Source organism: Serratia sp. OLAL2, from assembly GCF_002752475.1.
In the GTDB taxonomy this organism is placed as follows: domain Bacteria; phylum Pseudomonadota; class Gammaproteobacteria; order Enterobacterales; family Enterobacteriaceae; genus Serratia; species Serratia bockelmannii.
The window spans coordinates 525,709-550,816 of the sequence record NZ_MSTL01000016.1; the positions used below are offsets into that span (position 1 = coordinate 525,709).

Consider the following 25,108-nt stretch of genomic DNA (forward strand, 5'->3'; position numbering starts at 1 on the left):
AAACTAATAACAAGCTAACAAAACATCCTTTTAATTGATTTTTAAGCTAAAAAAAACCCCGGTCAGTTGACCGGGGTTCTCAGCACACAAGCGTGTGGGGATGATTACATCATGCCGCCCATGCCGCCCATGCCACCCATGCCGCCTGCTGCGCCCAGATCCGGTGCGTCAGCCTTCGGCAGGTCGGTGACCATGCATTCGGTGGTGATCATCAGGCCAGCCACGGAAGCCGCGTACTGCAGAGCAGAACGGGTCACTTTGGTTGGATCCAGGATACCCATCGCGATCATGTCGCCGTATTCTTCAGAGTAAGCGTTGTAGCCGTAGCTGCCTTCGCCCGCTTTCACCTGGTTGGCGATAACGGAAGCTTCTTCACCGGCGTTGACCACGATCTGACGCAGAGGGGCTTCCATTGCGCGCAGCGCAACTTTGATACCCACGTTCTGGTCTTCGTTGTCGCCTTTCAGCGCGGCGATTTTGCCTGCAACGCGGATCAGCGCGACGCCGCCGCCGGCAACCACGCCTTCTTCCACTGCGGCGCGGGTTGCGTGCAGGGCGTCTTCAACGCGGGCTTTCTTCTCTTTCATTTCAACTTCAGTGGCTGCGCCAACCTTGATAACGGCAACGCCGCCGGCCAGTTTCGCTACGCGCTCCTGCAGTTTTTCACGATCGTAGTCAGAGGTCGCTTCTTCGATCTGCTGACGAATTTGAGCAACGCGGCCCTGGATGGTCGCTTCGTCGCCCACGCCATCGATGATGATGGTGGTGTCTTTGTTGATGACAACGCGTTTCGCCTGACCCAGATCTTCCAGGGTGGCTTTTTCCAGTTCCAGACCGATCTCTTCAGAGATAACGGTACCGGCAGTCAGGGTAGCGATGTCCTGCAGCATGGCTTTACGACGGTCGCCGAAGCCAGGCGCCTTAACGGCAGCCACTTTCACGATGCCGCGCATGGTGTTGACCACCAGGGTCGCCAGCGCTTCGCCTTCTACGTCTTCAGCGATGATCAGCAGCGGTTTGCCTGCTTTGGCAACGGCTTCCAGCACCGGCAGCATTTCGCGGATGTTGGAGATCTTCTTGTCGGCCAGCAGGATGAACGGGCTTTCCAGCTCAACAGAACCGGTTTCCGGCTTGTTGATGAAGTATGGAGACAGGTAACCGCGGTCGAACTGCATACCTTCAACCACGTCCAGCTCGTCTTGCAGGCCGGTGCCTTCTTCAACGGTGATAACGCCTTCTTTGCCCACTTTCTCCATCGCTTCCGCGATCAGTTTACCCACGGTTTCGTCGGAGTTGGCGGAGATGGTGCCGACCTGAGCGATAGCTTTGGAATCGGAGCAAGGTACGGACAGTTTTTTCAGTTCTTCAACCGCAGCGACAACCGCTTTGTCGATGCCGCGCTTCAGATCCATCGGGTTCATGCCTGCAGCAACCGCTTTCAGGCCTTCGGTGATGATGGATTGAGCCAGTACGGTTGCAGTGGTGGTGCCGTCGCCCGCCGCGTCGTTCGCTTTGGAGGCCACTTCTTTCACCATCTGTGCGCCCATGTTCTCGAACTTGTCTTCCAGTTCGATTTCACGCGCAACGGAAACGCCGTCTTTGGTGATGGTCGGTGCGCCGAAAGATTTATCCAGCACTACGTTGCGGCCTTTCGGGCCCAGGGTCACTTTTACTGCATCAGCGAGAACATTCACGCCGCGGAGCATTTTCACGCGAGCGTCATTGCCGAATTTTACGTCTTTAGCTGCCATTGGTATTTCCCTTCAACTCGTTCAGTTCAGAAGATAAAGCGCAATTACGCTTCAACAATTGCCAGAATGTCGCTTTCGGACATGATCAACACTTCTTCATTGTCGATCTTCTCTGCTTTCACGCCGTAGCCGTCGTTGAAAATCACGATATCGCCAACTTTCACATCCAGCGGTTGGATGTTGCCGTTTTCCAGCACACGCCCTTTACCCACTGCAACCACTTCACCGCGAGTGGATTTACCCGCAGCAGAGCCAGTCAGGACGATGCCGCCAGCAGATTTTGATTCAACTTCTTTGCGCTTGACGATAACGCGGTCATGCAATGGACGAATACTCATTGAACGCTCTCCTGTAAGAAGGTCTCTATCAGATTTAGGGTTGTACACCGGATGGTTGTTATTACCGGCCTCGTGGCATTTGAGATGGGGGCGTTCCAGCCCCCTTCAAGGGGGCGAACAAAAAAAATTTCGCATTTTCGGTTCGGCGAGTGCCGCAGAGATGAAAAACGCGGCCTGAGCCGCGTTTGCTTAACGATCGTGAGGTTTGCGATCCTCGTCCGGGCGGTGTTCCAGCACCGGGCGTTCGTCGTCCTTGCGCTGGAATTCGCCGTCGAAGGTATTGCCGTTGGCGGCGTCGCCGCCCGTCCAACCGCCGGGGCGATACACCGACAGGTGCGGCATCAGCTTCAGCGTCAGCGATTTTTGCACCGGTGGCAGCAGCAGCAACAGGCCGAGGAAGTCGGTGAAGAAGCCCGGTATCAGCAGCAGGAAGCCCGCCAGCACCAGCGAAACGCTTTTCACCATTTCCGCCGCCGGGCTTTCGCCGGCCGCCAGTTTTTGCTGCATCTGCACGAAGGTTTTCATGCCCTGATTGCGCACCAGCGAAATGCCGACGCAGGAGCTGAACACCACCAGCAGCAGGGTGACAGCCACGCCGAGCACGGCGGCGACTTTGATAAAGATGGATATTTCTATGTAAGCCAGCAGAAATATCAGCAGTAGCGGTAACCAGCGCACCTGGTTCTCCTATCGGTAGGTAAGGCACGGCCGCCACGGGGCGACGGCGCGAAAAAAGAGGCCGTAAACGGCCGACACCATTACAATGAGGGCATCCCCCCACCATTTCAACCGAGAGCCGGTTTTTATTGCTAAAGTTCACAAACGTGAAAGAAGTCACAGAACCGGAAAAGGGCATATCCTTAAACACCATAAGGTGATCTGGATTCAGTCATTTCTTATCAACCAGCATATGATCTGGGCAGCAACGGGCGATTTGGTTAATCGTTTCACGCCCCAAGCCTTCGGCAACATTAATTTAGGCTGTGCCCTTACTAGCCTTGACCTGACAAATTATTAATTCGGCAGCAACACATAGAGAAGGTTCTCATGTCAAACAACATTCGTATCGAAGAAGACCTGTTAGGAACACGTGAAGTCCCCGCAGACGCTTACTACGGAGTTCACACTCTGCGTGCGATTGAAAACTTCTACATCAGCAACAGCAAAATCAGCGATGTCCCCGAGTTCGTTCGCGGCATGGTGATGGTGAAAAAGGCCGCGGCGATGGCCAACAAAGAACTCAAAACCATCCCACGCAAAATCGCCGACGTGATCATCCAGGCCTGCGACGAGGTGCTGGATAAAGGCAAGTGCATGGATCAGTTCCCGGTGGACGTGTTCCAGGGCGGCGCAGGCACCTCGCTGAACATGAACACCAACGAAGTGCTGGCGAACATCGGCCTGGAGCTGATGGGCCATCAAAAAGGCGAATACCAGTACCTGAACCCGAACGATCACCTCAATAAGTGCCAGTCCACCAACGACGCCTACCCGACCGGGTTCCGCATCGCGGTGTACGCCTCCAACCAGAAACTGATCGACGCCATCAACCAGCTGCGTGAAGGCTTCGATCGCAAGGCGAAAGAGTTCGAAACCATCCTGAAAATGGGCCGCACCCAGCTGCAGGACGCAGTGCCGATGACCCTCGGCCAGGAATTCCACGCCTTCAGCGTGCTGCTGAACGAAGAGACCCGCAACCTGCACCGCACCGCGGAGCTGCTGCTGGAAGTTAACCTGGGCGCCACCGCCATCGGCACCGCGCTCAACACCCCGGAAGGCTATCAGCCGCTGGCGGTGCAAAAACTGGCGGAAGTCAGCGGCCTGCCGGTGGTACCGGCGGAAGACCTGATCGAAGCCACCTCCGACTGCGGCGCCTACGTGATGGTGCACAGCGCACTCAAACGCCTGGCGGTGAAACTGTCCAAAATCTGTAACGACCTGCGCCTGCTCTCCTCCGGCCCGCGCGCCGGCCTGAACGAAATCAACCTGCCGGAGCTGCAGGCGGGGTCGTCCATCATGCCGGCCAAAGTGAACCCGGTGGTGCCGGAAGTGGTCAATCAGGTGTGTTTCAAGGTGATTGGCAACGACACTTGCGTTACCATGGCGGCCGAAGCGGGCCAGCTGCAGCTGAACGTGATGGAGCCGGTGATCGGCCAGGCGATGTTCGAGTCGATCCACATCCTGACCAACGCCTGCTACAACCTGCTGGAAAAATGCATTAACGGCATCACCGCGAATAAAGAAGTCTGCGAACACTACGTCTTCAACTCGATCGGTATCGTCACCTATCTGAACCCGTTCATTGGCCACCACAACGGTGACATCGTCGGGAAGATCTGCGCCGAAACCGGCAAGAGCGTGCGCGAAGTGGTGCTGGAACGCGGCCTGCTGACCGAAGCCGAGCTGGATGACATCTTCTCCGTGGAGAACCTGATGCACCCGGCTTATAAAGCTAAACGCTATACGGATGAAAATGAACAATAACAGACCTACCCGGTAGCCCTGAAAGGCACGCTAAATCCTCTGGATAGCGTGCCTTTTTACTTTCCGGCGCCCACAAAATTTTAACGTTTGATTTTCAATTTCTCTCATTTTAAGGAGTAAACACTATGCTAGCCGTAGAATTGGTTATCGTTCTGCTGGCCATCTTTTTAGGGGCCAGGTTGGGCGGTATCGGTATCGGGTTCGCGGGGGGGTTGGGCGTTCTGGTCCTGGCGCTGATCGGCGTCAAGCCAGGCAGCATTCCCTTCGACGTGATTTCCATCATCATGGCGGTGATCGCGGCGATCTCCGCGATGCAGGTCGCCGGGGGGATGGACTATCTGGTGCAGCAGACCGAAAAACTGCTGCGTAAGAACCCCAAACACATCACCATTCTCGCCCCTATCGTCACTTACTTCCTGACCATCTTCGCCGGCACCGGCAACATCTCGCTCTCGGCGCTGCCGGTGATCGCCGAGGTGGCGAAAGAGCAGGGCATCAAGCCTTGCCGCCCGCTGTCGACCGCCGTCGTCTCCGCCCAGATCGCCATCACCGCCTCGCCGATCTCCGCCGCGGTGGTGTACATGTCTTCGGTGATGGAAGGCCACGGCGTCAGCTACCTGCACCTGTTGATGGTGGTGATCCCATCCACCTTCTGCGCCGTGCTGGTGATGTCGCTGCTGGTGACCTGGCTGTTCGACTCCAAGCTGTCTAACGATCCGGTGTACCTGAAACGCCTGGAAGAAGGCCTGATCACCCTGCGCGGCAACAACGCGCTGGCGATCAAACCACGCGCCAAAACCTCGGTGCTGCTGTTCCTGCTGGGCGTGCTGTGCGTGGTCGCCTACGCCATCATCAACAGCCCGGGCCTGGGCCTGGTGGCCAAGCCGCTGATGAACACCACCAACGCCATCCTGATCATCATGCTGAGCGTCGCCACGCTGACCACCCTGCTGTGCCGCGTCGACACCGACATGGTGCTGAACTCCAGCACCTTCAAGGCCGGCATGAGCGCCTGTATCTGTATCCTCGGCGTCGCCTGGCTGGGCGACACCTTCGTGCAGGCCAACATCGACTGGATCAAAGAGACGGCCGGCAGCGTCATTCAGGCGCACCCGTGGCTGCTGGCGGTGATCTTCTTCTTCTGCTCGGCGCTGCTGTACTCGCAGGCCGCCACCGCCAAGGCGCTGATGCCAATGGCGCTGGCGCTGAACGTGTCGCCGCTGACCGCCGTCGCCTCCTTCGCGGCCGTTTCCGGCCTGTTCATCCTGCCGACCTACCCGACGCTGGTCGCCGCGGTGCAGATGGACGATACCGGCACCACGCGCATCGGCCGCTTCGTGTTCAACCATCCGTTCTTCATTCCCGGCACCATGGGCGTGATTTTCGCGGTGGTATTCGGCTTCCTGCTCGGCAGCGTCATGCTGTAAGGCTTAGACCGGGGCTGCGGCCCCGGTTTTCCTTCTGGCGATAAACTCGCCTTCTAGCCAATCCGCCTTCAGGGTATAGTGCCCATTCAAACCGATGAGAGGGCTGAAGATGTCTGATTGCGAAGCTGTCGTCATACTCTGTACCGCACCCGATGAAGCCAGCGCCCAGGAACTGGCGGCGCGGGTCTTGGGCGATAAGCTGGCGGCCTGCGCCACGCTGCTGCCCGGCGCCACCTCGCTGTATTACTGGGAAGGGAAACTGGAACAGGAATACGAAGTGCAGATGCTGTTCAAAAGCGATCGCCGCCGTCAGCAAGCCCTGCTCGACACCCTGAAACAACATCACCCTTACCAGACGCCCGAGCTGCTGGTCTTGCCGGTGATGGCCGGAGATAAAGACTACCTGTTATGGATCAACGCTTCCTTAAACTGATTTTGCTGCTGTGCAGCCTGTGCTTCCTGCCGCAGGCGGCACAGGCTTCGCTGTTCGCGCCGAAGGGCGGCAGCCAGTTCGTGCCTGTCGATCAGGCCTTCGCTTTCGATTTCAAACAGCAAGGCAACCAGGTAACGCTGAACTGGCAGATCCGCCCCGGCTACTACCTGTATCGTCAGCAGATCAAACTGGTGCCGCAGCAGGCGACGCTCGGCGCGTTTACCCTGCCGGACGGGCTGAGCCACAAGGATGAATTCTTCGGCGAAGTGGCGATTTTCAAACAGCAGCTGAATCTGCAGGTGCCGCTGCAACAGGCGGCGGCCAACGCCAGCCTCAGCGTCACCTATCAGGGCTGCGCCGAGGCCGGCTTCTGCTATCCGCCGGAAACCCGAACCATCCCGCTGGACGCGGTCAGCGCCACCGCCGCCGCGCCGCTCTCGGCCTCTGCGCCGGCTGAAGCCCCTGCCGCACCGGCCAGCCTGCCGTTCTCGCCGCTGTGGGCATTGCTGATCGGCATCGGTATCGCCTTCACCCCGTGCGTACTGCCGATGTACCCGCTGATCTCCGGCATCATCCTCGGCCGCGACCGGCCGCAAAGCAGCGGCCGCATTCTGGCGCTGGCGGTGGTTTACGTGCAGGGCATGGCGCTCACCTACACCCTGCTGGGCTTGGTGGTGGCCGCCGCCGGATTGCAGTTCCAGGCGGCGCTGCAGCATCCTTACGTCCTGATTGGCCTGTCGGTGCTGTTCATCGCGCTGGCGCTTTCGATGTTCGGCCTCTATTCCCTGCAGTTGCCCTCAGCGCTGCAAACCCGGCTGGCAAACTGGAGCAACACCCAGCGCGGCGGCTCACTGACCGGCGTGTTCCTGATGGGCGCCCTAGCCGGGCTGATTTGTTCCCCCTGCACCACCGCGCCGCTCAGCGCCATCCTGCTGTATATCGCCCAGAGCGGTAATCTGTGGGCCGGCGGCGGTACGCTGTACCTGTACGCGCTGGGAATGGGTATTCCGCTGGTGATCGTCACCCTGTTCGGCAACCGCCTGCTGCCGCGCAGCGGCCCGTGGATGCAGTACGTGAAAGAGGCCTTCGGCTTCGTCATTCTGGCGCTCCCGGTGTTCCTGCTGGAGCGAGTGATCGGCGACCTGTGGGGCATGCGCTTGTGGAGCCTGCTCGGCCTGGCGTTCTTCGGCTGGGCCTTCGCCCTGAGCCTGAGAAGCACACGCGGCTGGACGCGCGCTCTGCAACTGCTGCTGCTGGCGGCGGCGGTGATCGCCGCGCGGCCGCTGCAAGACTGGGCTTTCGGCACCGACCAGGCGCAGCAGGCGGCTCAACCGCATCTGGCCTTTACCCGCATCAACAACGTCGAACAGCTCGATCTCGCGCTGCAACAGGCGCGGGGCAAACCGGTGATGCTGGACCTGTACGCCGACTGGTGTGTAGCTTGCAAAGAGTTCGAGAAATACACCTTCAGCGACGCCGCGGTACAGGCGAGCCTGGCCAACGCGGTGCTGCTGCAGGCGGATGTGACCGCTAACAGCGTGGAACAGGCGGCGCTGCTGAAGCACCTGCAGGTGCTGGGGCTGCCGACGATCCTGTTCTTCGATCCGGCGGGCCAGGAACTGACAGCACAGCGGGTCACCGGTTTTATGAAGGCGGAAGCCTTCAACGCGCATTTGCAGAAAGTGATGTGATAAATAACACTGAGGTTCTGAACCGAAGAGGAGGAAGCACAAGTGCAACGTGAACACGTCCTTGATACCGCGCTGGGCCTGTTGGAACAACAGGGCCTGGCGACCGCCACATTAGAGATGCTGGCGGAAAAACTCGACGTTCAGCCCGGCGATCTCAAGCGGTTCTGGCCAGATCGCGAAGCGCTGCTGTACGACTGCCTGCGCTACCACGGCCAACAGATCGACACCTGGCGCCGCCAGCTGCTGCTGGACGAGAGCCTGAGCCCGCAGCAAAAGCTGCTGGCGCGCTATGACGTGCTGGCGGAATACGTGCAGCAAGACCGCTACCCCGGCTGCCTGTTTATCGCCGCCTGCAGCTTCTTCCCGGAAACGGATCATCCGATCCACCAACTGGCGGAGCAGCAAAAGCTGACCTCGCTGGAGCTGACCCGCGAACTGCTGCGCGACATGGACGCCGACGACGCCGACATGGTGGCGCAGCAAATGGAATTGATTCAGGAAGGCTGCCTGAGCAAACTGCTGGTAAAACGCCAGCTCCAGGACGTATCGGTCGCCAAACGGCTGGCGGAAGACATCTTGCAGGTGGCGCAGTGCCGCCGCAACGGGGCGTTAAGCTGAATCGGCAGGGTTGGCGGCACAGCCAACCCAAGGTGATAGCCAGAACAGGCGCATTTTTTGCGCCCTTTGCCTGAAAAGCCAGCAACCGGAGGTATTTTAACGTCTTTAACGCATAAAGCCGTTGACGGCTTTCGGCCAATACGGTTTAATGCTGCGCGTTGCCCGGATAGCTCAGTCGGTAGAGCAGGGGATTGAAAATCCCCGTGTCCTTGGTTCGATTCCGAGTCCGGGCACCATATTCAGAAGAACCCGCCTATGGCGGGTTTTTCGCTTTCTGGGGTACGGACTCTCCATCGAACTGCGTTCGATTATTCGGTCTAAAGACCTCACCCTGCGGGCCAGCGCTGAAGCGCTGTTCAACGCGGCGCCAGCGCCGGTTGTCCGAGTCCGGTCGCCCTATTCAGAAGAATCCGCCTATGGCGGGTTTTTCGCTTTCTGGGGTACGGACTCTCCATCGAACTGCGTTCGATTATTCGGTCTAAAGACCTCACCCTGCGGGCCAGCGCTAAAGCGCTATTCAACACGGCGCCAGCGCCGGTTGTCCGAGTCCGGTCGCCCTATTTAGAAGAACCCGCCTATGGCGGGTTTTTCGCTTTCTGGGGTACGGACTCTCCATCGAACTACGTTCGATTATTCGGCCAAAGGCCTCACCCTGCGGGCCAGCGCTGAAGCGCTGTTCAACACGGCGCCAGCGCCGGTTGTCCGAGTCCGGTCGCCCTATTCAGAAGAACCCGCCTATGGCGGGTTTTTGCTTTTCAGGGACTGGACTCGTCATCGAACTGCGTTCGATTATTCAGCCAAAGGCCTCCCCCTGCGGGCCAGCGCTGAAGCGCTGTTCAACGCGGCGCCAGCGCCGGTTGTCCGAGTCCGGGCACCCTCTTTCGTTGAGGCGGATACTACTCTCTGGTAAAAAACGCTACGTCATACAATGCGTAGCAGCGTCAATGATGACGTCGCAATGCCAACCAACGGGAAGAATGGCCGAGTTCTTGAATAGATAGCTGCCTTTTCTTCATCCGCTGCGCATGTTTGTAGAATGAATAGATGCTTAAACACAACAAGAATATCGCGAAATAAAACAAATCCACTTAACCTTTCCCTTGGTGTAGATAATACCCCACGTAAATTACGTACAGCTACCATCACTGCCAACGATAATAATTCACCGAACTTATATTTTTAGTCGGAACAACAGGATATTTAATCAACAGTCACAAAAAAAGCAGGGAGGATAACCCTGCTTGTCATTTAAAAATCAATATTACTGGCATAGCGGCGAGTATTTTTTCATAAACGGCGATTCACAGATCGCATTCATGACTTCGCCTTTATCTTTTTCTTTAGGCTTGACGCCTGTGTTGGTGTTGCCCGCACATTGCCCACCATTTTTCCCTTGACCATTGATGCATTGACCAAAATCGCTATTGCCGGCGCCGCTGGCGTTGCCATTATTGCCCTGCACGTTATGATTGCCGTTAAAACCGGCATGTGCATAAGATGCCATCATGATGCAAGCGCCAATAAGTAAAGCCGCTGTCTTTTTCATAACTTTCCCTTTTGCTATCTAACAAATGAATAAAACAAGAATTAACATTCTCCCGGTAAATGTTAATCAAAATAAACTATCCTTTAGCGATATAAAGATAACAGATGGGAATAATTAAAATCATTCCCCATCACGGTTAGGAATACTCTGCCTCTGGTGATAGTAACCAATACATAAAATCATGGCTGCGATTTAACATCAGCTTACCCATTACCGAACGTTTATGGCTGTGCACCGTTTTAACGCTCACCCCCATTATTCTGGCGGTTTGCGATTGATCCAACCCACGCCGCATATAGCCGATAACCTGCCGCTCACGAGGGGTCAGCACTAGACCGGAAAAATGGCATACCGGGCCGGGATTGGCCAGGGCATCGGTCAACAGCGTAAACAGCCGTTGTTGATCGTCGGTTCGGTAAAGCACTCGCTTCGCTCGCCTGGCTGCAACGGTCTGCCTTTCTTTAATGGTGACGACGTGTGCCCTTGAATAGGCAGTCCAACGCCGGGCACGCCGGATCTGTGAGGTCAACACGATGTCAGGCCGCTCATCGCTGCCTGGCAGCAGGAAATGCGCGACTTTATTATACTGCTGCGCATATTTCGCAATACTTAACCGCAAGCCGGTAGCGAAATAGCGATTTTCGTCATCAATCACAATATTGATCGATTTCATTCCCTGAGTCTCCTGTAGGCATAGTATTAATTCGCGCCAGCGATAACCGTTCGATGGATTTTTACTCCAGCTCTCACGATATATGTTTAAACAATAGCGAATCTTTCAGACCCAACCCGTTACATCGCCAGGAAAACATCACATGCGTTCTTCCTAAAAAATAAGCGGTTATGCTGCGATAAACTTACTGATAACGACTTAGTTAATACGCTCGATAGCAGATTATTTTATGCAACCTCCACAATGGCCACTACCGAAGTAGAAAAGGGTCCCGTGTGTGAGGTGTTCGCATTTTTGAGATCGCCGTCGATAAATATCTCTTGCGTACCAGCAACCACCGTAACAAAGCTCTCCAGAGCGTTAACGCCGGGCTTCGCGTTTCGCACTTTCAAGCTGACACTAAGCCTGCCATCTTGACTTAACTTCATATCCGTTACACTGGAGGCAAACTTAACTCGTATATCCGTATCATTCGAGCAATTAACTTTAAATGAACCGCTGGCCTGCCGGCTGGCAACATCGCTTCTGATTGGACCAAAATCGACTACGGCATCGGTGTCAAGAATATCGCAGCTTGCCGTCAGAGGAATAAGCTCGCTGCAGTCAAACAGGCCACCATCGACATTCCCAATAGCTGAAGCTCGCCAACTATAGATACAGGTTTTAAACCCCGGCCTTTTCCCCTCGGCCCCTGGACGGTACAGTGCCGACTTGGTTACTCCGAATCCGCCACGGAGCTTCATCAGCGGCACCAATTCCCCAATGGTTTGGGCAGTCGCTAAACTGGTATTACAGTTACTCGTATTACACTGGTTAGGGGGGGTTCGATCAACCAAAGGTATAGAGATCATGGCTCCACCGGGGTAGACATTACCATCCCAATGAGCAGAGTAGAGCCCAAAGACGTAGCCACATGAATATCCGGTATTAGATGTGGTGTAGTGGCATGCATTCCAACTGGGTATCGGTGCTATATCGTTCAGCGTAGTGGTGATCAGATAAGTTCCCGGTTCCTCTCCTTTTCTGACGCTGGTGGGCGCATCGTGGTATGCCGCATTAGCCCAGCTGGCCCATCCCAGCAATATGCCCAGAAATAATAAAAACCCTTTCATCGTGTGCCCTTGACGTAGAAACATTATCCCTCCTTAGACATCGTAAAAATTTCATACCGATTGCCACAATAAAAAAACAATCTGCATGCCAGCCCCTAGTTAAATAGGTAAAACCGCCCTCAATCTTCTTCTGCCTTATAAAAATGACGCAATCGCATGCACTATAACCCATAGCGTATTAAGCTAGATTCACCCTTCATATCACTTCTAACACGCGATCTTTTACATTAATTCAATAATGGCCACCACAGGAACAGAAAACGGGCCGGTGTGTGAGGTGTTATTATTCCTAAGCTCACCGTCTATAAATATTTCTCTGTTGCCACCAGGTACTTTTACATAATTATCGCCCACGCCGGCGATCAGATCCCTAAACTTCAGGCTGGCGGTAAGCCGCCCATCCTGGCTTAACGGCATATTGGTGACATTGGAATTAAACTTAACGCGCAAGTAAGCCTCGCTGGAACAATTTACCTTGATGGTCCCCGTAGCCTGCCGGGCCGTCACGTCGTTGCTGAATGAACCGAAATCGACGACTGCGTTAGTATCGAGGATATCGCAAGTGAGCGTCTTGGGTATCGAGGGAGTACAACCGAACTTAGCAAAATTAGGATTTGAGAAACTTAAGCAGAGTTGAATATCCCAACCGCCAACCTGCCTCAGCTCTCTTGGCGAGCTTTGCCCATTGCGCCCTAAGTACCTGATTAACGGCGCCAGCTCCCCCATGGTCCGGGCCGTGCGCGTGCTGGTATTGCAATCCGCCGTGTTACATGAACTGTTAGCATCGACCAACGGCACGCTTAAAACTGGGTTCCCCCCCACGGTCATCACCAGAGCCATCATGCAGGGGTTTTTAGATTGAAAACAATAGTTAGGTAATGTCGAATCCGATGAAACATTGAGGAACGTAAAAGAGAGATGAGCATAGTATGCATCTTTATTCTCGATACGAGGAATGGCCTCGAAGTCAGCAGAGCGGGCCACATTCATGCCGCCAAAAAATACGATCAGCAATAAAAAAATCTTTTTCATCTGGTTTTCCTCCGGCAAAATAAATTATCCGACCATCGCCAATGGCGAAAATATTCCGCCGGTTAAGTGCCGTCGGTGCGCCTCTTTCCACCGCATTTATAATGTGGTGGCTTTAATTGATGCCGCAGCCCGGCACCGGAGCAGTGCAGCTTCGGTGCTGGGATAATGCTTTACTCATACATAGCGGTCATGGTAGCCGACGCGGTGAAATCCCCCACAGGTAAACCCGCGTTCTCTTTGCCGATCGGTACGGCGTAGAACTTAGGCGGATTATTCTGATCGGCAACCACCACCTTGGTGTTAGGCACATAGGTTTTATCCGCGTCCCCTTCGATGATACGCAACCCGAAATTAGCAAATTTCAGGATAGGTTGGGCCTGGATCGAGCTGTAATCGCCCCATGGGACGGTCGTATAGCCCAGCATCACCTTAAGCTGGCCGCTGCCTGGTGAACCGCCGCTACAGCTGACGGTGTAGGGGATCGGCATTTTCTTGTAGGCTTTACCATCAACCTTGGTGCCCACCACTTCCGCAAAATCAACGCTGATATCTTTATCCGTGTTGAGGACGCAGTCGGGCGCCGCCACCAGATTACCGGTAAAATTCACCTTTATCGCCTGCGCCGCGCCGCTGGCCAGCAATCCCATGCAGGCCAAGGCAGCCAACCCTGGAATATATTTCATCTTCATCTCCTTATTGAACCTCGACTAATAATGTGGCGGAACTGGAAAAGTCCCCGCCACTCAACTTGGCGCCGCGCTTGACCGGTACGGCATAGAGCGGTGGATAATTGGGATAAAAAAAGTTATGCCACTCATTCAGCTTCAGCTGCTGGCCATTTTCGAACAGCAGCTTGATCGCCAAATCTTCCTTCTCGCGGGTGCGCAGCAAACCGACGCCAAAACTCGCGATATTGCCCTGCAATGACACTTTCATGTATCCGTTCGAGCCGGAGGTATCGCCACTGCAGCTCACGCTATAGGGGATCTTTTTCTTGCCGTAGTTAACGCCGTCAATGTCTGCGATATTCAGTTCGCCGAAGGGCACATCGATATCATTGCCGTCGTTGATTTCACACTTTGGCTTGCCGAAAACTTCACCTTTCACCGTGACATTCACCGTGGCGGCCTGCGCCAGCTGGCCAAAACTCAGCACCGCCAGCAGGGTGAGCGCCGAAGCGGCAGCAGTGCTGGCCGCCAGCGCGCAGCCCAGAAGGAGATATTCGCCGCCGATGGCCAGCGTGCGTCGCCCTGTATCGCCCATACCGTCCACCTCAGTCATAGTTCAGCCGGAAATCGATCGCCGCGCGGTAGGCGCCTGCCAACAGCGGCGCACGCGTGCGCTCCGCCATCACATAAAACTGCAGCCCGTTATCGCCCAATGCCAGCAGCTGCGGCCGGCTGCGGCTGCCCAGCCGCACATCGCGGTTATCCGCATCCAACAGCCGCAGCCCCAGGCCTGCGGCACCCTGCACCTGCACCAGCTGCGGGTTATCCGCATCGGCCGGGGCGGTGAAGCTCACCGTGACCGCCGGCTGGTAGGCATCCCACAGCCGGTAACCGAGGCGAGTGTCTCTGATGGCCGCCCCCATGCGCGTGCAGTCACGCAAGCGCAGTTGGAAGGCCACCGGCTGCGTGCGGTTGCCGGGCGCCGCCAGGCTGCTCGTGGTGGTTTCACCTAGCCATATATCCTGGTAGGCCGAAGACATCTCCAGCCGGCAGGCGCCTTCGATCAGCGCGCCATGCACAAACAACATGCCGTGGTTACCAGGCTCTGCCCGGCTCCCCTGGCTCGTCAGCAAAACCAGCGCCAATAACGCCGCCTGGCCTGCCCGTCGCGTTAAAGCGTCTCTTCCCTGGCTATTGCAGCCGTTATCGATTCTTTGCATGAGTTTCCCTGCCGCTTCAACTGATGGAGCGCCGCTGCCGGCGCCGATTATCCTTGCTTCTCAGGCACCACCTGGCAATCGCCGGCGCCACACTTGAAGGTCAGATCCGGGCGCCCGCCGTAGTCATTGATATAAGTCAGCACCGGTGCATTGCCCAGGCCAGCGGCGCCTAACGCCACGCTGCCTTTCGGCGGCACCATCAGCGGTTCAAAACCGGCGGCGGTTTTGCCGCTCTTGCTGCTGCGGGCATCGACCAGCGTGATGTAATACGGGGTCGGGTTATTGGCCTTAAAGCCCGCCCCCTGGCGGGTCAGCGTCAGCTGCTCTTGCCACGGGCTGTACGCGGCGTTTTTGTTCGGCACGATCGCCGCCGGGCGGTAAAACAGCTTGATGCGGGTCTGCAGCGCGATCTGCAGCGTGTTTGCCTTGGTGCTCTTCGGCGGGATCTCGCGCAGATTGAAGTAGAACAGGCTCTCGCGATCCTGCGGCAGTGCCTTGGCGGCCGGCAGCGCCTGCACCTTGACCTGGCTTTGTGCGCCCGGCTCCACCCGCTGCACCGGCGGCAACACGATCAGCGGGCTGTTGATTTTTTCACCCTGCTCATTCTCCAGCCAGCCCTGGGCCAAATAAGGCAGCTGGGTGTTTTTATTGGTGATATTCATACTGACCGAGCTATCGCCGCCGTTTAAAATCACGCGGGTACGATCCAGCGCGATGGCGGCCTGCGCCTGGCCGCTCAGCAAGGTGGTGGTCAGCAGGCCGGCTACCGACAGCGTTTTTACAGTGTTGTTTCGCATAATAAGCTTCCATTTGGTCAAAAATTGCATTTACGGGTTTTCCGGGGCATCTGCCTGGCCTTCACTGCCTGCGGCCACACGCCGGCACGGCAGCAGCAGATCGCTCAGAGCGACATCCGTGCGCAACGCCGGCAGATCGATTTCGCATTGCGCCTTCCCTTCCCAATGCACCGTCATTTGTTCACCGGCGCGGATACCGCTGAGGTAAACGCTGCCGCCGTCATTCAAAATCCCGGTTTGCTGCCTGCGGCGGTTGAACACCTCGGCGCCAAACGGCGGCGTGCTGCCGTCCGCCAGGCGGATCACCGCCATCGCTTTCTGGCCGGAAATCACGTTGAAGCGCCGGTAGCCAATCGCCCCTTCGGTGAGCGTCGCCTGCACCACCGACTGCGTCGCTTCAGCCTCGTCCGATAAGTTGGTCAGATCGATGCTCGCCCGGCTGCGGTAAAAGTTGCCGACGTCCGTCACCACCGCTTTGCCAAACATGTTGGTGCGGCTCGTGGCGCCATAGCCACGTACCGGCACCCCGGCTACGCCATCGGTGTCCAGCATCAGGCGGGTACCGCCAAAGTTCCCGCTGCGGTGCAGCGCCGCCCCCTGGCCGGTTAACGTTGCCCCGCCCTGTAGGCTCATGCCGAGCGAGGAGTATTGGCCGCTCTGATAACTCACGTTGGCGTCAATACGTGCCGCGTCACCGTCGTGGCTGTAAAACGCACTGGCGGATTCACCGCTGCGCGAGGTGCCGGCGGTCAACTGGTAGTTGTTGTGTTCATCCAACCGTTGGTAGTAACCCACCCGCTGGTTGTTATTGTTACGGTTCCACGAGCTGCTGTAGCTGAGGTTGGCATCCCCCCCCCACGGCACCGTCAGGCTCAGATACATACCGTCGTCGTTGGTCCCTCTGGACTTATTGCGATAGGCCGAGAGTGAGGCGCTCAGGTTTTTCCACGATCCCAGATTGAAATAGCGCGACAGCGCCAGGCTGTAGCGTTCGTCGGTCGGCTTATCCCAGTAAGTCTGGTGGTCGTAGTTGAGATAGGTACTGACCCCCAAATCGCGGAACTGCTTGTTAAAGGTGATGGTGTACATTTCTCGGCTTTTGCCATTCCGCAAGCCGTGATAACGCGCGTCCAGGTATTCGCTCATGGTCATAAAGTTCTGTTCCGAGAAGCGATAACCGGCGAAGGTGATCTGGCTGTCGTATTCATCAAAGCTTTTCGAATAGCTCAAGCGGTACGAGCCGCCTTTTTTGGTGCCGTCGTCGATCGGTAATCTGGCCCGCGAATACGTGGTGTCGAACGACAGCGCACCGAGCACCAGCAGATCGCGCCCCAGCCCCAGCGACAGCGCGTTATAATCGCCGCCGGCGATGGCCCCGCCGTACAGCGACCAACCATTGCTGACCCCCCAGGAGAATTCACCGGTGGCGAAGGTCGGCCCCTGCACCTGATGCTCCCAGTTCGACGGCCGGCCGCCGGCAAACTTGAAGCGCACCATGCCAGGGCGGGTCAGGTAAGGAATGCTGGCGGTGTCCACCTGAAACTGCTGCACGCTGCCGTCTTGTTCCTCAACCTTTACGTCCAGCTTGCCCATCACCGAGTCGCTCAGATCCTGGATGCGGAACGGCCCGGCGGCGACCTGTGCCTCATACAGCACGCGGCCCTGCTGGCTGATGGTGACTTTGGCGTTGGTTTTGGCGATGCCGGTCACCTCCGGCGCATAGCCGCGCAGGTTAGGCGGCAACATGTTGTCGTCCGACATCAGGCTGAAGCCGGTAAAGCGGAAGCTGTCGAAGAGGTTGCTCTGCAGCGAATCCTCTCCCAACGCCAGGCGCGCGCCCCACTGCGGCAACGCGCGGAAGGCGTAATAGCGGCTCCAGTCAAACGTTCTCTGGCTCGATTCCCCCGAGCCGGTCTGGTGATTGAGGCTGGTCTGCCAATCGGCCCGCAGCCGCCAGGCGCCCAGGTTGGCGCCCACCGCACCATTGCCGCCCAGACGCTGCGTCTGGCCGCCGCCGTTGCGGTTCTGCTGCACCTGGCCGTTCAGGTTGTAGTCCAGCAGCAGGCCGGGAATGCCATTATCCCAGCGCGCCGGCGGATCCCAATCCGGCGAGGAGTACTCTAAATAGGCCTGGGGAATGTTCAGATACAGCGCCGACACCGCCAGATCGCCCCTGGCCTCAATGCCCTTGAGGCTGCTCAGATCCAGGCACTGCTCGTTATGCCACCAGCGCAGCTGCTTGAGAAACTCGGTTTTAAGGCCCAGTTTTTCAACCAGCTCCGGCGAAACGCAGGCCGCACTGCCATCGGGATCGTTTTCCGGCGGATAGAAAGCCACCGGCTGCTCATCCAATGACTGCTTGTTCACCACTACCGTCATGCTGTACTTACCCGGCATAATGTAGGCGCCTTTGGAAAAGCGGCCGAGATCGATATTTTTACGATCGTTGATATCCAGGATGTCGGTGTTGAACTGAATCGCATCATCCGCCCGCCCCGGCAACGCCAGGCCGCAGAGAGCCAGAGAAATACATATCCCTAATAAACTTAACGGGAGCGCCCCCGATTTAAATTTTCTCGCATCCATGATCCCGCCAACCTTTAATTTATTTATAATCAGTAGTAATCCAATTTAAAACGAATGGCGGAGCGGTAATCCCCTGCGCGTAATACCTGGCTGTTAGCCACCAGCTGCATTGAATAATTCAAGCGATAATCTTTTGTCAGGGTATTTTCTATTGACATCGGCACCCCAGGGTAAATATCTGTGCCCATGTTATCGACAATGCGTAACGCCACCCCACGGGCATCGCCGATGACGCCGAAATTTTTTCCTTCTGCATTACCGTCAAATATCATGCGGAAATGCTGGCGCCCAGAATTAGCGGAATTATCACCCGACAACCCACAGTTCACTAATTTCAGCGTAAAGGGACGTGTTAGCCCGTGCCCATCGCGGGAAATTTGTTCCACCGGCAAGATTTTCATGTCGATGGTTTGATCACGGCTGGCCGACTCAATGGCGCAGGCCGCATTAACAATAGCGCCTTCCATATTGACTCTTCCCCAGCCAATAACCGAGGCCGTTGCCGGCATCGCCTGGGCCGTAAAAATTGCGACCAATAGGGAAGGCGCCACTATATTTTTGCCAATCAGGGCCATAGAGATTATCCCTTGCAAACAGGAATTCATTCAGGGAAAAGCATGCGGGCTACCCCGCATGCTGGCATTATTCAGATAAAGCGCTTATTGATAGTTCAGCGCGAAGTTAACCACGCTGGTGAATGCACCCGGAACGATAGTATCCAAAGCACCACCATTACCTTTCAGGAAGGCGGTGAAGTTCAGCTCTGCTGTTTCCGCGCCTGCTTTAATACCCTGACCTGCAGTCGCCTTGCCCAACTCAATCACGGCATTACCGTTTTCGTCATCGGTCATAACGATGCTCGCCCCTTTGGCAGTGCTGCCGCTGCCAAACGCGATCATTTTATTATCGTTACCGGCCGCGCCACCAGGCTGACCGGTGAAGGTGGTCTGCACTGTCTTCTGTGTGGCGTTGGTGCAGTCTTGCAGCGTAATGGTAACCGGCTGTTTTAATTGAGACTCACGGCCGTCTTTCAGGCTCAGGTTGGAGATCTGCCCCATTTTAATGGTTTGATCGATATCGCCCGGAGCGATAGAGCATGGCGCATCGATGATTTCACCGGTGAAAGTGACGGTACCGCTACCCTGATTCGCTGCCTGGGCCATCATAGAAGAAGCGCCGAAGGCCAATACCGCTGCAATCATAATTTTGTTCAGTTTCATAGAAATTCCTTACATTCCTTAGTAAGTAGTGGAGTAAATTAAATCCTTAAGTCACGCATGCAATGCGGCAGCTTTATTCCTGAGATTCCTGCGCATTGTCTCCGTGGCTAATACGCTGCGTTTCCGCGCCCCGTATCAGTGGAAACAAATTTACACTTAGCGCCTTCCATTTGAAACGTTATGTCGCAAAAATACAAAAACACAGGATTATTATCGATAAAATAATAATTAAATAGATTAAAATCACGATAAATAGGATTTAATTATCAGTATTTATATTAAAAAACTTGTAAGCAGATAAACATTTCATTTCAATTACACGAATAAAGAGAAAAATCCTATTGCCCTGCAACTCAAGGGATTGAAAAAAGTACACAGAGGTCTCAGAATAATCTCTCGACAGGAAAGTTGACGGGTAAATAAAATGATTTTCATTATAAATGAGAGCATCCTCTATAACGAGGAGGAAGGCACATTGATGCATGTCGATAATGCCAGCAATAAAATAGCTTTACTGAAGCCGACCAGCAGACTGCTTTCGTTGTTCATCAAGAATAATAACAAGCTGTTGTTGCGAGAGAGGTTGCTTAATGATGTTTGGGTCGATCATGGGCTGAAAGCCTCCAACAATAACTTAAACAATTACGTTTCCGGGTTACGTAAATCACTGGCGCAGTTTGGCGCCGAGGAGATTATCGTCACCTATCCACGTCAGGGGTTTAAATTTATTGCTCGAAACATTCATGAAGCGAATGAAAATAAGGTGGAAATATATAGAGAAGAAAAGCACCGTGAAACGGAAATAGCGTCTACGCCGCCCCCCGGGACTTCTCCCCCCGGCATCCGACGAGCATTACAACGCTTAATAATGATTGCCGCTGCCTGTCTGGTGCCTTTTGCCATCATTGTGCTGTATCAAAACAGCACGCGTATCAGCGTTTATCCACTTGGGAATTACCAAAGCTGCCAGGTGTACAGTATGACTTTAGGTGGAGGAAGCCTGGAGAACATCAAGCAGGTGATACAACAGGCGGGCTTCAATTGCCGTACGCGGGCCGACGTCTATTATTACGCTAACATTCTTAATGAGAGCACTAACCAGGATGAACAGCAGGTCACCTACTGCCCGCGTACCGGTAACAGCCCTTGCATCAATAATTATATAGCCGGCAATCAACCTTAATCTTTTCGCTCTTGATACCCAGGGTCAGAGACAACATCGGCCCCCCGGTAATTCTGGGGGGGACCGTTATGCGCCAGTCACGCAGACAAAAAGCGGCGAATGGTTATCAGTAAACAGATAGTGATGCCGATCGATACGCTCGATGCGCAAATGCAGCTGCTGCCCGGCGATAGGTAACCGGCGATTCATATCCTCGCGAATAACAGAGTCCTGCGGCTTGCGGGTATTTTTCGTTACCCACATGGTGTAGTTGCTGCCGCGACGCTGGTAACTCATTTCCACGGAGCGATCGACCACATAACGTGTATCACCATCAAAAAAACTGCCGCTCATCAACATAGTGAGCTGTCGCGCGCCCTCAGGCACGATGCTCACCAGCAGCACACGCTCCATCGCCGCATCTTTATCCTGATTATACACCCGCATCGACGCCCGGCATTCCGGCACCTGCGGCATAGCGAACAGCACATAAGCGGCGGCGCAACAGCAGGCCAGCGCCGCAAAGACTAACAGCGCGTAACGGTAATGCCATATCCGGTTATTTTTCCAGACTTTCATAGTAGTTCTCGCATTGCGCTTTGCCCGCCGCCATCGCCGTCTGCGGACAATAAAAGAAGTAAGAAGATCGCACGCGTTCTGCGCTGCCTGGTACCACCGACTGGCTGTCGTAATAAAGCAGCGTCGCCGGTTCACTACAGTGAATATGATTTCGTTTATCCAGCAACGTTTGCAAGTGCGCCAAATCCGCCTTGCCGGAACCGGTCTTATGATAAGAAGCGATGAACTTCACCTCACAGCTGCCGATGTTGCCTACGCTTACCGTGCTGATCGGCGCATAGCCGGCGTCCTGCCAGGCCCACAGACCGCTCCCCGCCGCCAATAGCAGCAACGCGGCCAACCCGAGGCGCTTAAATCGCTGCGCTCGCAGCGGCTTGGTCGGCAAGGCGCTTTCTGCAGCCGCCGGGATCGGCGGCTCCGACGAACTCTCCGCCAGGCTGTCCGTCGTCTTCAACGAAGTGGCGGTAAACATAAATCCCTGGCGCGGCAGCGTGATGATAATCTCGTCCTCGCCCAGGGCGGCGAACATCTTGCGCAGGATGGAAATGGTGTTATTGAGGTTATTGCCGGAGGCCACCTGGCCGTGCGCTTCCCATACCTGCGTCAGCAGGGTATCGCGGGAGAGCACCAGGTTATTGTTTCTGACCAATGTGGACAGCAGGCGGTTCAGGGTGGCGGTGAGCGGTTGAGGCGGTAGCTCAGCATTGATATCCACCAACTCTGATCTATCTTCATGATATTTAATCTTATTATTAATTATGTATCTCATTATTCCCCGCTCAAAAAACTAATTAATAATAATTAGCCCTTGTTAAACATGAGAATAGTAGCACACGGCGTGAGTTAAGAAAATTCCTAGAAAAACGCATAAAAAGCTAAATAATCATAAATATAAGAAATAACATTGTGCTGTATCACAGGGTGCCAAACATTTAACTGATGATTATCTATTTCTTATCATGTCGACATTAAAATGCCGCCCGGAAAATACTGGGCGGCACGAGAAGTCGCTATTTTCACTAGGCTTAACGCAACAAGGCTTACTCTTTTAAACGCCGCAGTTGCCTACCCTGCCAGCCACCGAACAGCCACTGGCCGGCTATCGCGCCGAGCAACGCGCAGAACATATCGGACTGCGTGTCCCACGGGTCGCCCTGGGTGCCGAGAAACTCGTCGGCGCCCTGGCCCAGCGCCAGTGCCGCCCACCACTCGATCAACTCATACACCGCGCTGATCGCCAGCGCGATGCAGCACACCACGAAGCCCAGCATCTTGCGGCCCTGCACATAACCGCCGCGCAGCAGGATCTCGCGCGCCGCCAGCGCCGGCACCAATCCCTGGAAGAAATGCCCCAGTTTGTCGTACGGGTTGCGGCCAAGATCCAGCCACTGCTGCACCTCAAAGCCCAGCGGCACGCGAGCATAGCTGTACATGCCGCCGAAAATCAGGATCAGCGCATGGAAGAAAATCAGCGTGTAGAGCAGCGGCGTCAGCGGATAACGGCGATGGGTCAGCCACAGCAACGGCAAAACAATCAATACCGGCGCCACCTCCATCAACCAGGTGGTGCGATCGTAGGGGCTGATGCCGCTGTGGATCAGCGCGGCCAGCAGCAGCAGGGTGATAACGGACAACAACAGCGGTGTGCGTGAAGCAGGCATAACCCACGTTCCTTCGGATCAATAAGGCAATCCACACTTTATACCGCAGATCGCACGGCGAAAAAAAACAGGCTGAGCGTCGCCGCTTCGCCTGTTCGAGGGGGTTTACCCTGCGCGGGATTATTTCAGCGCTACGCGGATCACGTCGTCCGGCGCGGTCGCTTCTTTCTCGCGGCTGGAAGCCTGCTTGACGCTAACGTACAGCGTCTGGCCGTCCGGCGACAGCGCCAGGCTGTTCGGGTGGGTCGGCGTCTTGATGGTGTTCAGCACCTTGTAGCTCTTGGCGTCGATCACGCTCACTTCACCCGCCTGGCGATGGGTCACGTAAACTTCATTGCGCGCCGGGTTGAACAGCACCGCCAGCGATTCCGGCACGTCGATCTTGCTCAGGATGTTGCCGCTGCGGGTATCCACCACCAGCACCTGTGGCTGCTTGGAATCGGTGATGAACGCGCGATGGGTGGCGGTATCCAGGCTGATGTTCAGGAAGAAGTGCTCTTTAGCCTCATCCAGCTTCTTGCGCGACAGCACCTTGTTGCTCTGGGTATCGATGGTCACCAGCTCGCCGTCGGCGTTGGTGACGTACAGGCGCTTGGCGGCGGCGTCCAGCGCCAGGCCGGTGCCGTATTTGCCGGTGTCGGTCACGGTGGCACGCAGGGTCAGATCCTTGCCATCCACCACCCACACCACGCTGGATTCACCCAGCCCGGTAATGTACAGGGTATCGCTGTCGGCATCCGCCACCAGCTCGCGCGGCGCCAGCGGCTTGACGGTCTCAGAGCGCTGGCGCGCGTCCAGCACCAGGCGGCCTTTCACGTCGCCGGTCTTGGCGTCGATGGCGGTCACCGAGTTATTGACGGTGTTACCGAAGAACAGCGTGCCGGTTTTAGCGTTGACGGCGGCGCCAAACGGCTTGATGTCGTTATGAATAATCTGGGTCACGTCCAGCGTGGTCGGATCCAGACGGTATACGATACCGCCCTTGTCCAGCTTGCGGCTCTGCGACGTCGCCAGGTAGAGCGCGTTCTCGCTCGGGCTGTAGGCCATTTCATAGGCGCCCTTGCCAACCGGCTTGCGCAGCACTTCCGGCGCAGTCTGCGCCAGCAACGAGTTGGAGAACAGCAGCGTGGACAGCAGCATCAGCGGGAATGCCGCGCGTTTTCCCTTGGTGATCAAAGCATTCATCGAAATCTCCTTATAGAGCCAACGGGGCAGCCGAGCGGCCGCCCTCTCATCGTTATTAAAATCAGGCTTTCTCTTCGGAAAGCAGCGCCCACCAGCTGTCGATGGTCGGGTTGCGCGCCAGCGCGATAAAGTCGATGTCGCCGCGGATCTTGCGCCAGCGGGTCGCCAGCTCCATGATGCGCACCGAATCCAGGCCATAATCGATCAGGTTTTCATCGTTGCCCATGTCTTCGCTGTCTTCGTCCAGCAGCGGCAGGATCTGCTGACGCAGCGCATCGATGCTGGCAATGCCTGCCGCCGGCAACAGCGACGCGGTGGTCACCACCCGGCCGCAGCGGCCGGCGGTATAGCGCAGCGCCATCAGGTGTTCGTCGCGCGAGAAGTCCGCCAGGCCGTCGGCCACCATGAACGGCTGGATGTTGCGCATGAAGGCGTCAATGGCGGTGGTCAGGCAGCCGATGTGCGCATACACGCCGCAGATGATCAGCTGATCGCGGCCGGACTCCTGCAGGATCTCCTGCAGCGGCGAGCGGTGGAAGGCGCTGTAGCGCCATTTCACCAGCACCGTGTCGTCTTCGTCCGGCGCCAGCGCGGCGGTCACCGCCTGCTGCTCAGGGTGCTTGTTCAGGCCCGGCCCCCACATGTCGTTCAACAGCGCGCGGTCTTCATCGCTCTGCTGGTTCGGCTGTGCGGTATAGAACACCGGAATGCCCTGCTGTTTGCAGTAGCGGCGCAGGTTGGCGATGTTCTCCACCACCTGTTTGATCAGCGCGCTGTCTTCGCCCCAGAAATTGAGGAAATACTGCTGCATATCGTGGATCAGCAGCGCGGCGCGCGGCGGTTCTACCTGCCAGGTGACTTTATTTTGCGGCAGTTCGTCCGCCGTCGGCAGCGCGTAGTCATTAAGTTTTGGAATGGCCATCGA

At 56.0% G+C, this 25,108-nt stretch carries 25 protein-coding genes and 1 tRNA gene; 7 read left to right on the forward strand and 19 right to left on the reverse strand.

Features of this window, described 5'->3' with window-relative positions:
• Positions 1 to 104 precede the first annotated feature (104 nt).
• From groL to BVU99_RS11375, 3 genes are all read right to left on the reverse strand, one after another.
• The gene (gene groL, locus BVU99_RS11365; protein ID WP_004929662.1) at positions 105 to 1,751 is read right to left on the reverse strand and encodes a chaperonin GroEL; all 1,647 of its coding nucleotides are present in this window, start codon (positions 1,749 to 1,751) and stop codon (positions 105 to 107) included.
• A 44-nt stretch (positions 1,752 to 1,795) separates the two neighbouring features.
• Positions 1,796 to 2,089 (reverse strand): co-chaperone GroES, encoded by a 294-nt coding sequence (locus BVU99_RS11370; protein ID WP_004929661.1) that lies wholly within the window; start codon positions 2,087 to 2,089, stop codon positions 1,796 to 1,798.
• A 189-nt stretch (positions 2,090 to 2,278) separates the two neighbouring features.
• Positions 2,279 to 2,767, reverse strand: coding sequence for an FxsA family protein (locus BVU99_RS11375; RefSeq protein ID WP_004929660.1), 489 nt, complete (start codon positions 2,765 to 2,767; stop codon positions 2,279 to 2,281).
• 369 nt (positions 2,768 to 3,136) lie between these two features.
• On the opposite strand from BVU99_RS11375, the gene aspA reads away from it, so the two are divergent.
• The 6 genes from aspA to BVU99_RS11405 all read left to right on the forward strand — a co-directional run bounded on the left by aspA (position 3,137) and on the right by BVU99_RS11405 (position 8,978).
• Positions 3,137 to 4,573, forward strand: coding sequence for an aspartate ammonia-lyase (gene aspA, locus BVU99_RS11380; RefSeq protein WP_004929659.1), 1,437 nt, complete (start codon positions 3,137 to 3,139; stop codon positions 4,571 to 4,573).
• A gap of 125 nt (positions 4,574 to 4,698) precedes the next feature.
• Positions 4,699 to 6,000, forward strand: coding sequence for an anaerobic C4-dicarboxylate transporter (locus tag BVU99_RS11385; protein ID WP_016929379.1), 1,302 nt, complete (start codon positions 4,699 to 4,701; stop codon positions 5,998 to 6,000).
• Between the two features lie 109 nt (positions 6,001 to 6,109).
• A complete protein-coding gene (cutA, locus tag BVU99_RS11390) occupies positions 6,110 to 6,433 on the forward strand; it encodes a divalent cation tolerance protein CutA (protein ID WP_004929657.1) in 324 nt (107 codons plus the stop codon).
• Positions 6,409 to 8,124 carry a protein-disulfide reductase DsbD gene (locus BVU99_RS11395; protein WP_099817069.1) on the forward strand — a complete coding sequence of 572 codons (1,716 nt, stop codon included), beginning with the start codon at positions 6,409 to 6,411 and terminating at the stop codon, positions 8,122 to 8,124. Before cutA ends, BVU99_RS11395 begins: the two co-directional genes overlap by 25 nt.
• Positions 8,125 to 8,166: 42 nt before the next feature.
• Positions 8,167 to 8,742, forward strand: coding sequence for a transcriptional regulator (locus tag BVU99_RS11400; RefSeq protein WP_004929655.1), 576 nt, complete (start codon positions 8,167 to 8,169; stop codon positions 8,740 to 8,742).
• 160 nt (positions 8,743 to 8,902) lie between these two features.
• Positions 8,903 to 8,978, forward strand: a tRNA-Phe gene (locus BVU99_RS11405).
• A gap of 1,025 nt (positions 8,979 to 10,003) precedes the next feature.
• Here BVU99_RS11405 and BVU99_RS11410 read toward each other — a convergent pair.
• The 11 genes from BVU99_RS11410 to BVU99_RS11460 form a co-directional block, all read right to left on the reverse strand.
• Positions 10,004 to 10,288, reverse strand: coding sequence for a hypothetical protein (locus tag BVU99_RS11410; RefSeq protein ID WP_043143788.1), 285 nt, complete (start codon positions 10,286 to 10,288; stop codon positions 10,004 to 10,006).
• A gap of 136 nt (positions 10,289 to 10,424) precedes the next feature.
• Positions 10,425 to 10,961 carry a LuxR family transcriptional regulator gene (locus BVU99_RS11415; protein ID WP_060448260.1) on the reverse strand — a complete coding sequence of 179 codons (537 nt, stop codon included), beginning with the start codon at positions 10,959 to 10,961 and terminating at the stop codon, positions 10,425 to 10,427.
• A gap of 227 nt (positions 10,962 to 11,188) precedes the next feature.
• The gene (locus BVU99_RS11420) at positions 11,189 to 12,097 is read right to left on the reverse strand and encodes a hypothetical protein (protein ID WP_099817071.1); all 909 of its coding nucleotides are present in this window, start codon (positions 12,095 to 12,097) and stop codon (positions 11,189 to 11,191) included.
• Positions 12,098 to 12,295: 198 nt separating this feature from the next.
• A complete protein-coding gene (locus BVU99_RS11425) occupies positions 12,296 to 13,105 on the reverse strand; it encodes a hypothetical protein (RefSeq protein ID WP_043143783.1) in 810 nt (269 codons plus the stop codon).
• A gap of 170 nt (positions 13,106 to 13,275) precedes the next feature.
• Complete coding sequence (locus tag BVU99_RS11430) at positions 13,276 to 13,788, reverse strand: fimbrial protein (protein ID WP_168186794.1); 513 nt, start codon at positions 13,786 to 13,788, stop codon at positions 13,276 to 13,278.
• Between the two features lie 10 nt (positions 13,789 to 13,798).
• Positions 13,799 to 14,368, reverse strand: coding sequence for a fimbrial protein (locus BVU99_RS11435; protein WP_168189563.1), 570 nt, complete (start codon positions 14,366 to 14,368; stop codon positions 13,799 to 13,801).
• A 10-nt stretch (positions 14,369 to 14,378) separates the two neighbouring features.
• Positions 14,379 to 14,993 carry a fimbrial protein gene (locus tag BVU99_RS11440; protein WP_099817074.1) on the reverse strand — a complete coding sequence of 205 codons (615 nt, stop codon included), beginning with the start codon at positions 14,991 to 14,993 and terminating at the stop codon, positions 14,379 to 14,381.
• 47 nt (positions 14,994 to 15,040) lie between these two features.
• Positions 15,041 to 15,790, reverse strand: coding sequence for a fimbria/pilus periplasmic chaperone (locus BVU99_RS11445; protein WP_049204145.1), 750 nt, complete (start codon positions 15,788 to 15,790; stop codon positions 15,041 to 15,043).
• A gap of 30 nt (positions 15,791 to 15,820) precedes the next feature.
• A complete protein-coding gene (locus BVU99_RS11450; protein ID WP_060448265.1) occupies positions 15,821 to 18,376 on the reverse strand; it encodes an outer membrane usher protein in 2,556 nt (851 codons plus the stop codon).
• Positions 18,377 to 18,405: 29 nt separating this feature from the next.
• Positions 18,406 to 18,951: a fimbrial protein gene (locus BVU99_RS11455; protein WP_043143789.1), complete on the reverse strand. Its 546-nt coding sequence runs from the start codon at positions 18,949 to 18,951 to the stop codon at positions 18,406 to 18,408.
• Positions 18,952 to 19,035: 84 nt separating this feature from the next.
• A complete protein-coding gene (locus BVU99_RS11460; protein WP_043143780.1) occupies positions 19,036 to 19,596 on the reverse strand; it encodes a fimbrial protein in 561 nt (186 codons plus the stop codon).
• A 424-nt stretch (positions 19,597 to 20,020) separates the two neighbouring features.
• On the opposite strand from BVU99_RS11460, the gene BVU99_RS11465 reads away from it, so the two are divergent.
• A complete protein-coding gene (locus BVU99_RS11465) occupies positions 20,021 to 20,779 on the forward strand; it encodes a winged helix-turn-helix domain-containing protein (RefSeq protein ID WP_099817075.1) in 759 nt (252 codons plus the stop codon).
• A gap of 66 nt (positions 20,780 to 20,845) precedes the next feature.
• On the opposite strand, the gene BVU99_RS11470 is transcribed toward BVU99_RS11465, so the two are convergent.
• From BVU99_RS11470 to BVU99_RS11490, 5 genes are all read right to left on the reverse strand, one after another.
• On the reverse strand, positions 20,846 to 21,337 hold the full coding sequence (locus BVU99_RS11470; RefSeq protein ID WP_049209697.1) for a hypothetical protein: 492 nt from the start codon (positions 21,335 to 21,337) through the stop codon (positions 20,846 to 20,848).
• Entirely contained in the window at positions 21,318 to 22,052 is a 735-nt protein-coding gene (locus BVU99_RS11475; RefSeq protein WP_244590500.1) for a winged helix-turn-helix domain-containing protein, read from the reverse strand. The genes BVU99_RS11470 and BVU99_RS11475 overlap by 20 nt, the downstream gene beginning before the upstream one ends.
• Before the next feature lie 325 nt (positions 22,053 to 22,377).
• On the reverse strand, positions 22,378 to 22,998 hold the full coding sequence (locus tag BVU99_RS11480) for a DUF2238 domain-containing protein (protein ID WP_049204134.1): 621 nt from the start codon (positions 22,996 to 22,998) through the stop codon (positions 22,378 to 22,380).
• Positions 22,999 to 23,118: 120 nt separating this feature from the next.
• Positions 23,119 to 24,183, reverse strand: coding sequence for a YncE family protein (locus tag BVU99_RS11485; protein WP_025304971.1), 1,065 nt, complete (start codon positions 24,181 to 24,183; stop codon positions 23,119 to 23,121).
• A 61-nt stretch (positions 24,184 to 24,244) separates the two neighbouring features.
• Positions 24,245 to 25,105, reverse strand: a complete 861-nt coding sequence (locus BVU99_RS11490) for an isochorismatase (RefSeq protein ID WP_049204133.1) — start codon at positions 25,103 to 25,105, stop codon at positions 24,245 to 24,247.
• Positions 25,106 to 25,108: the final 3 nt, after the last annotated feature.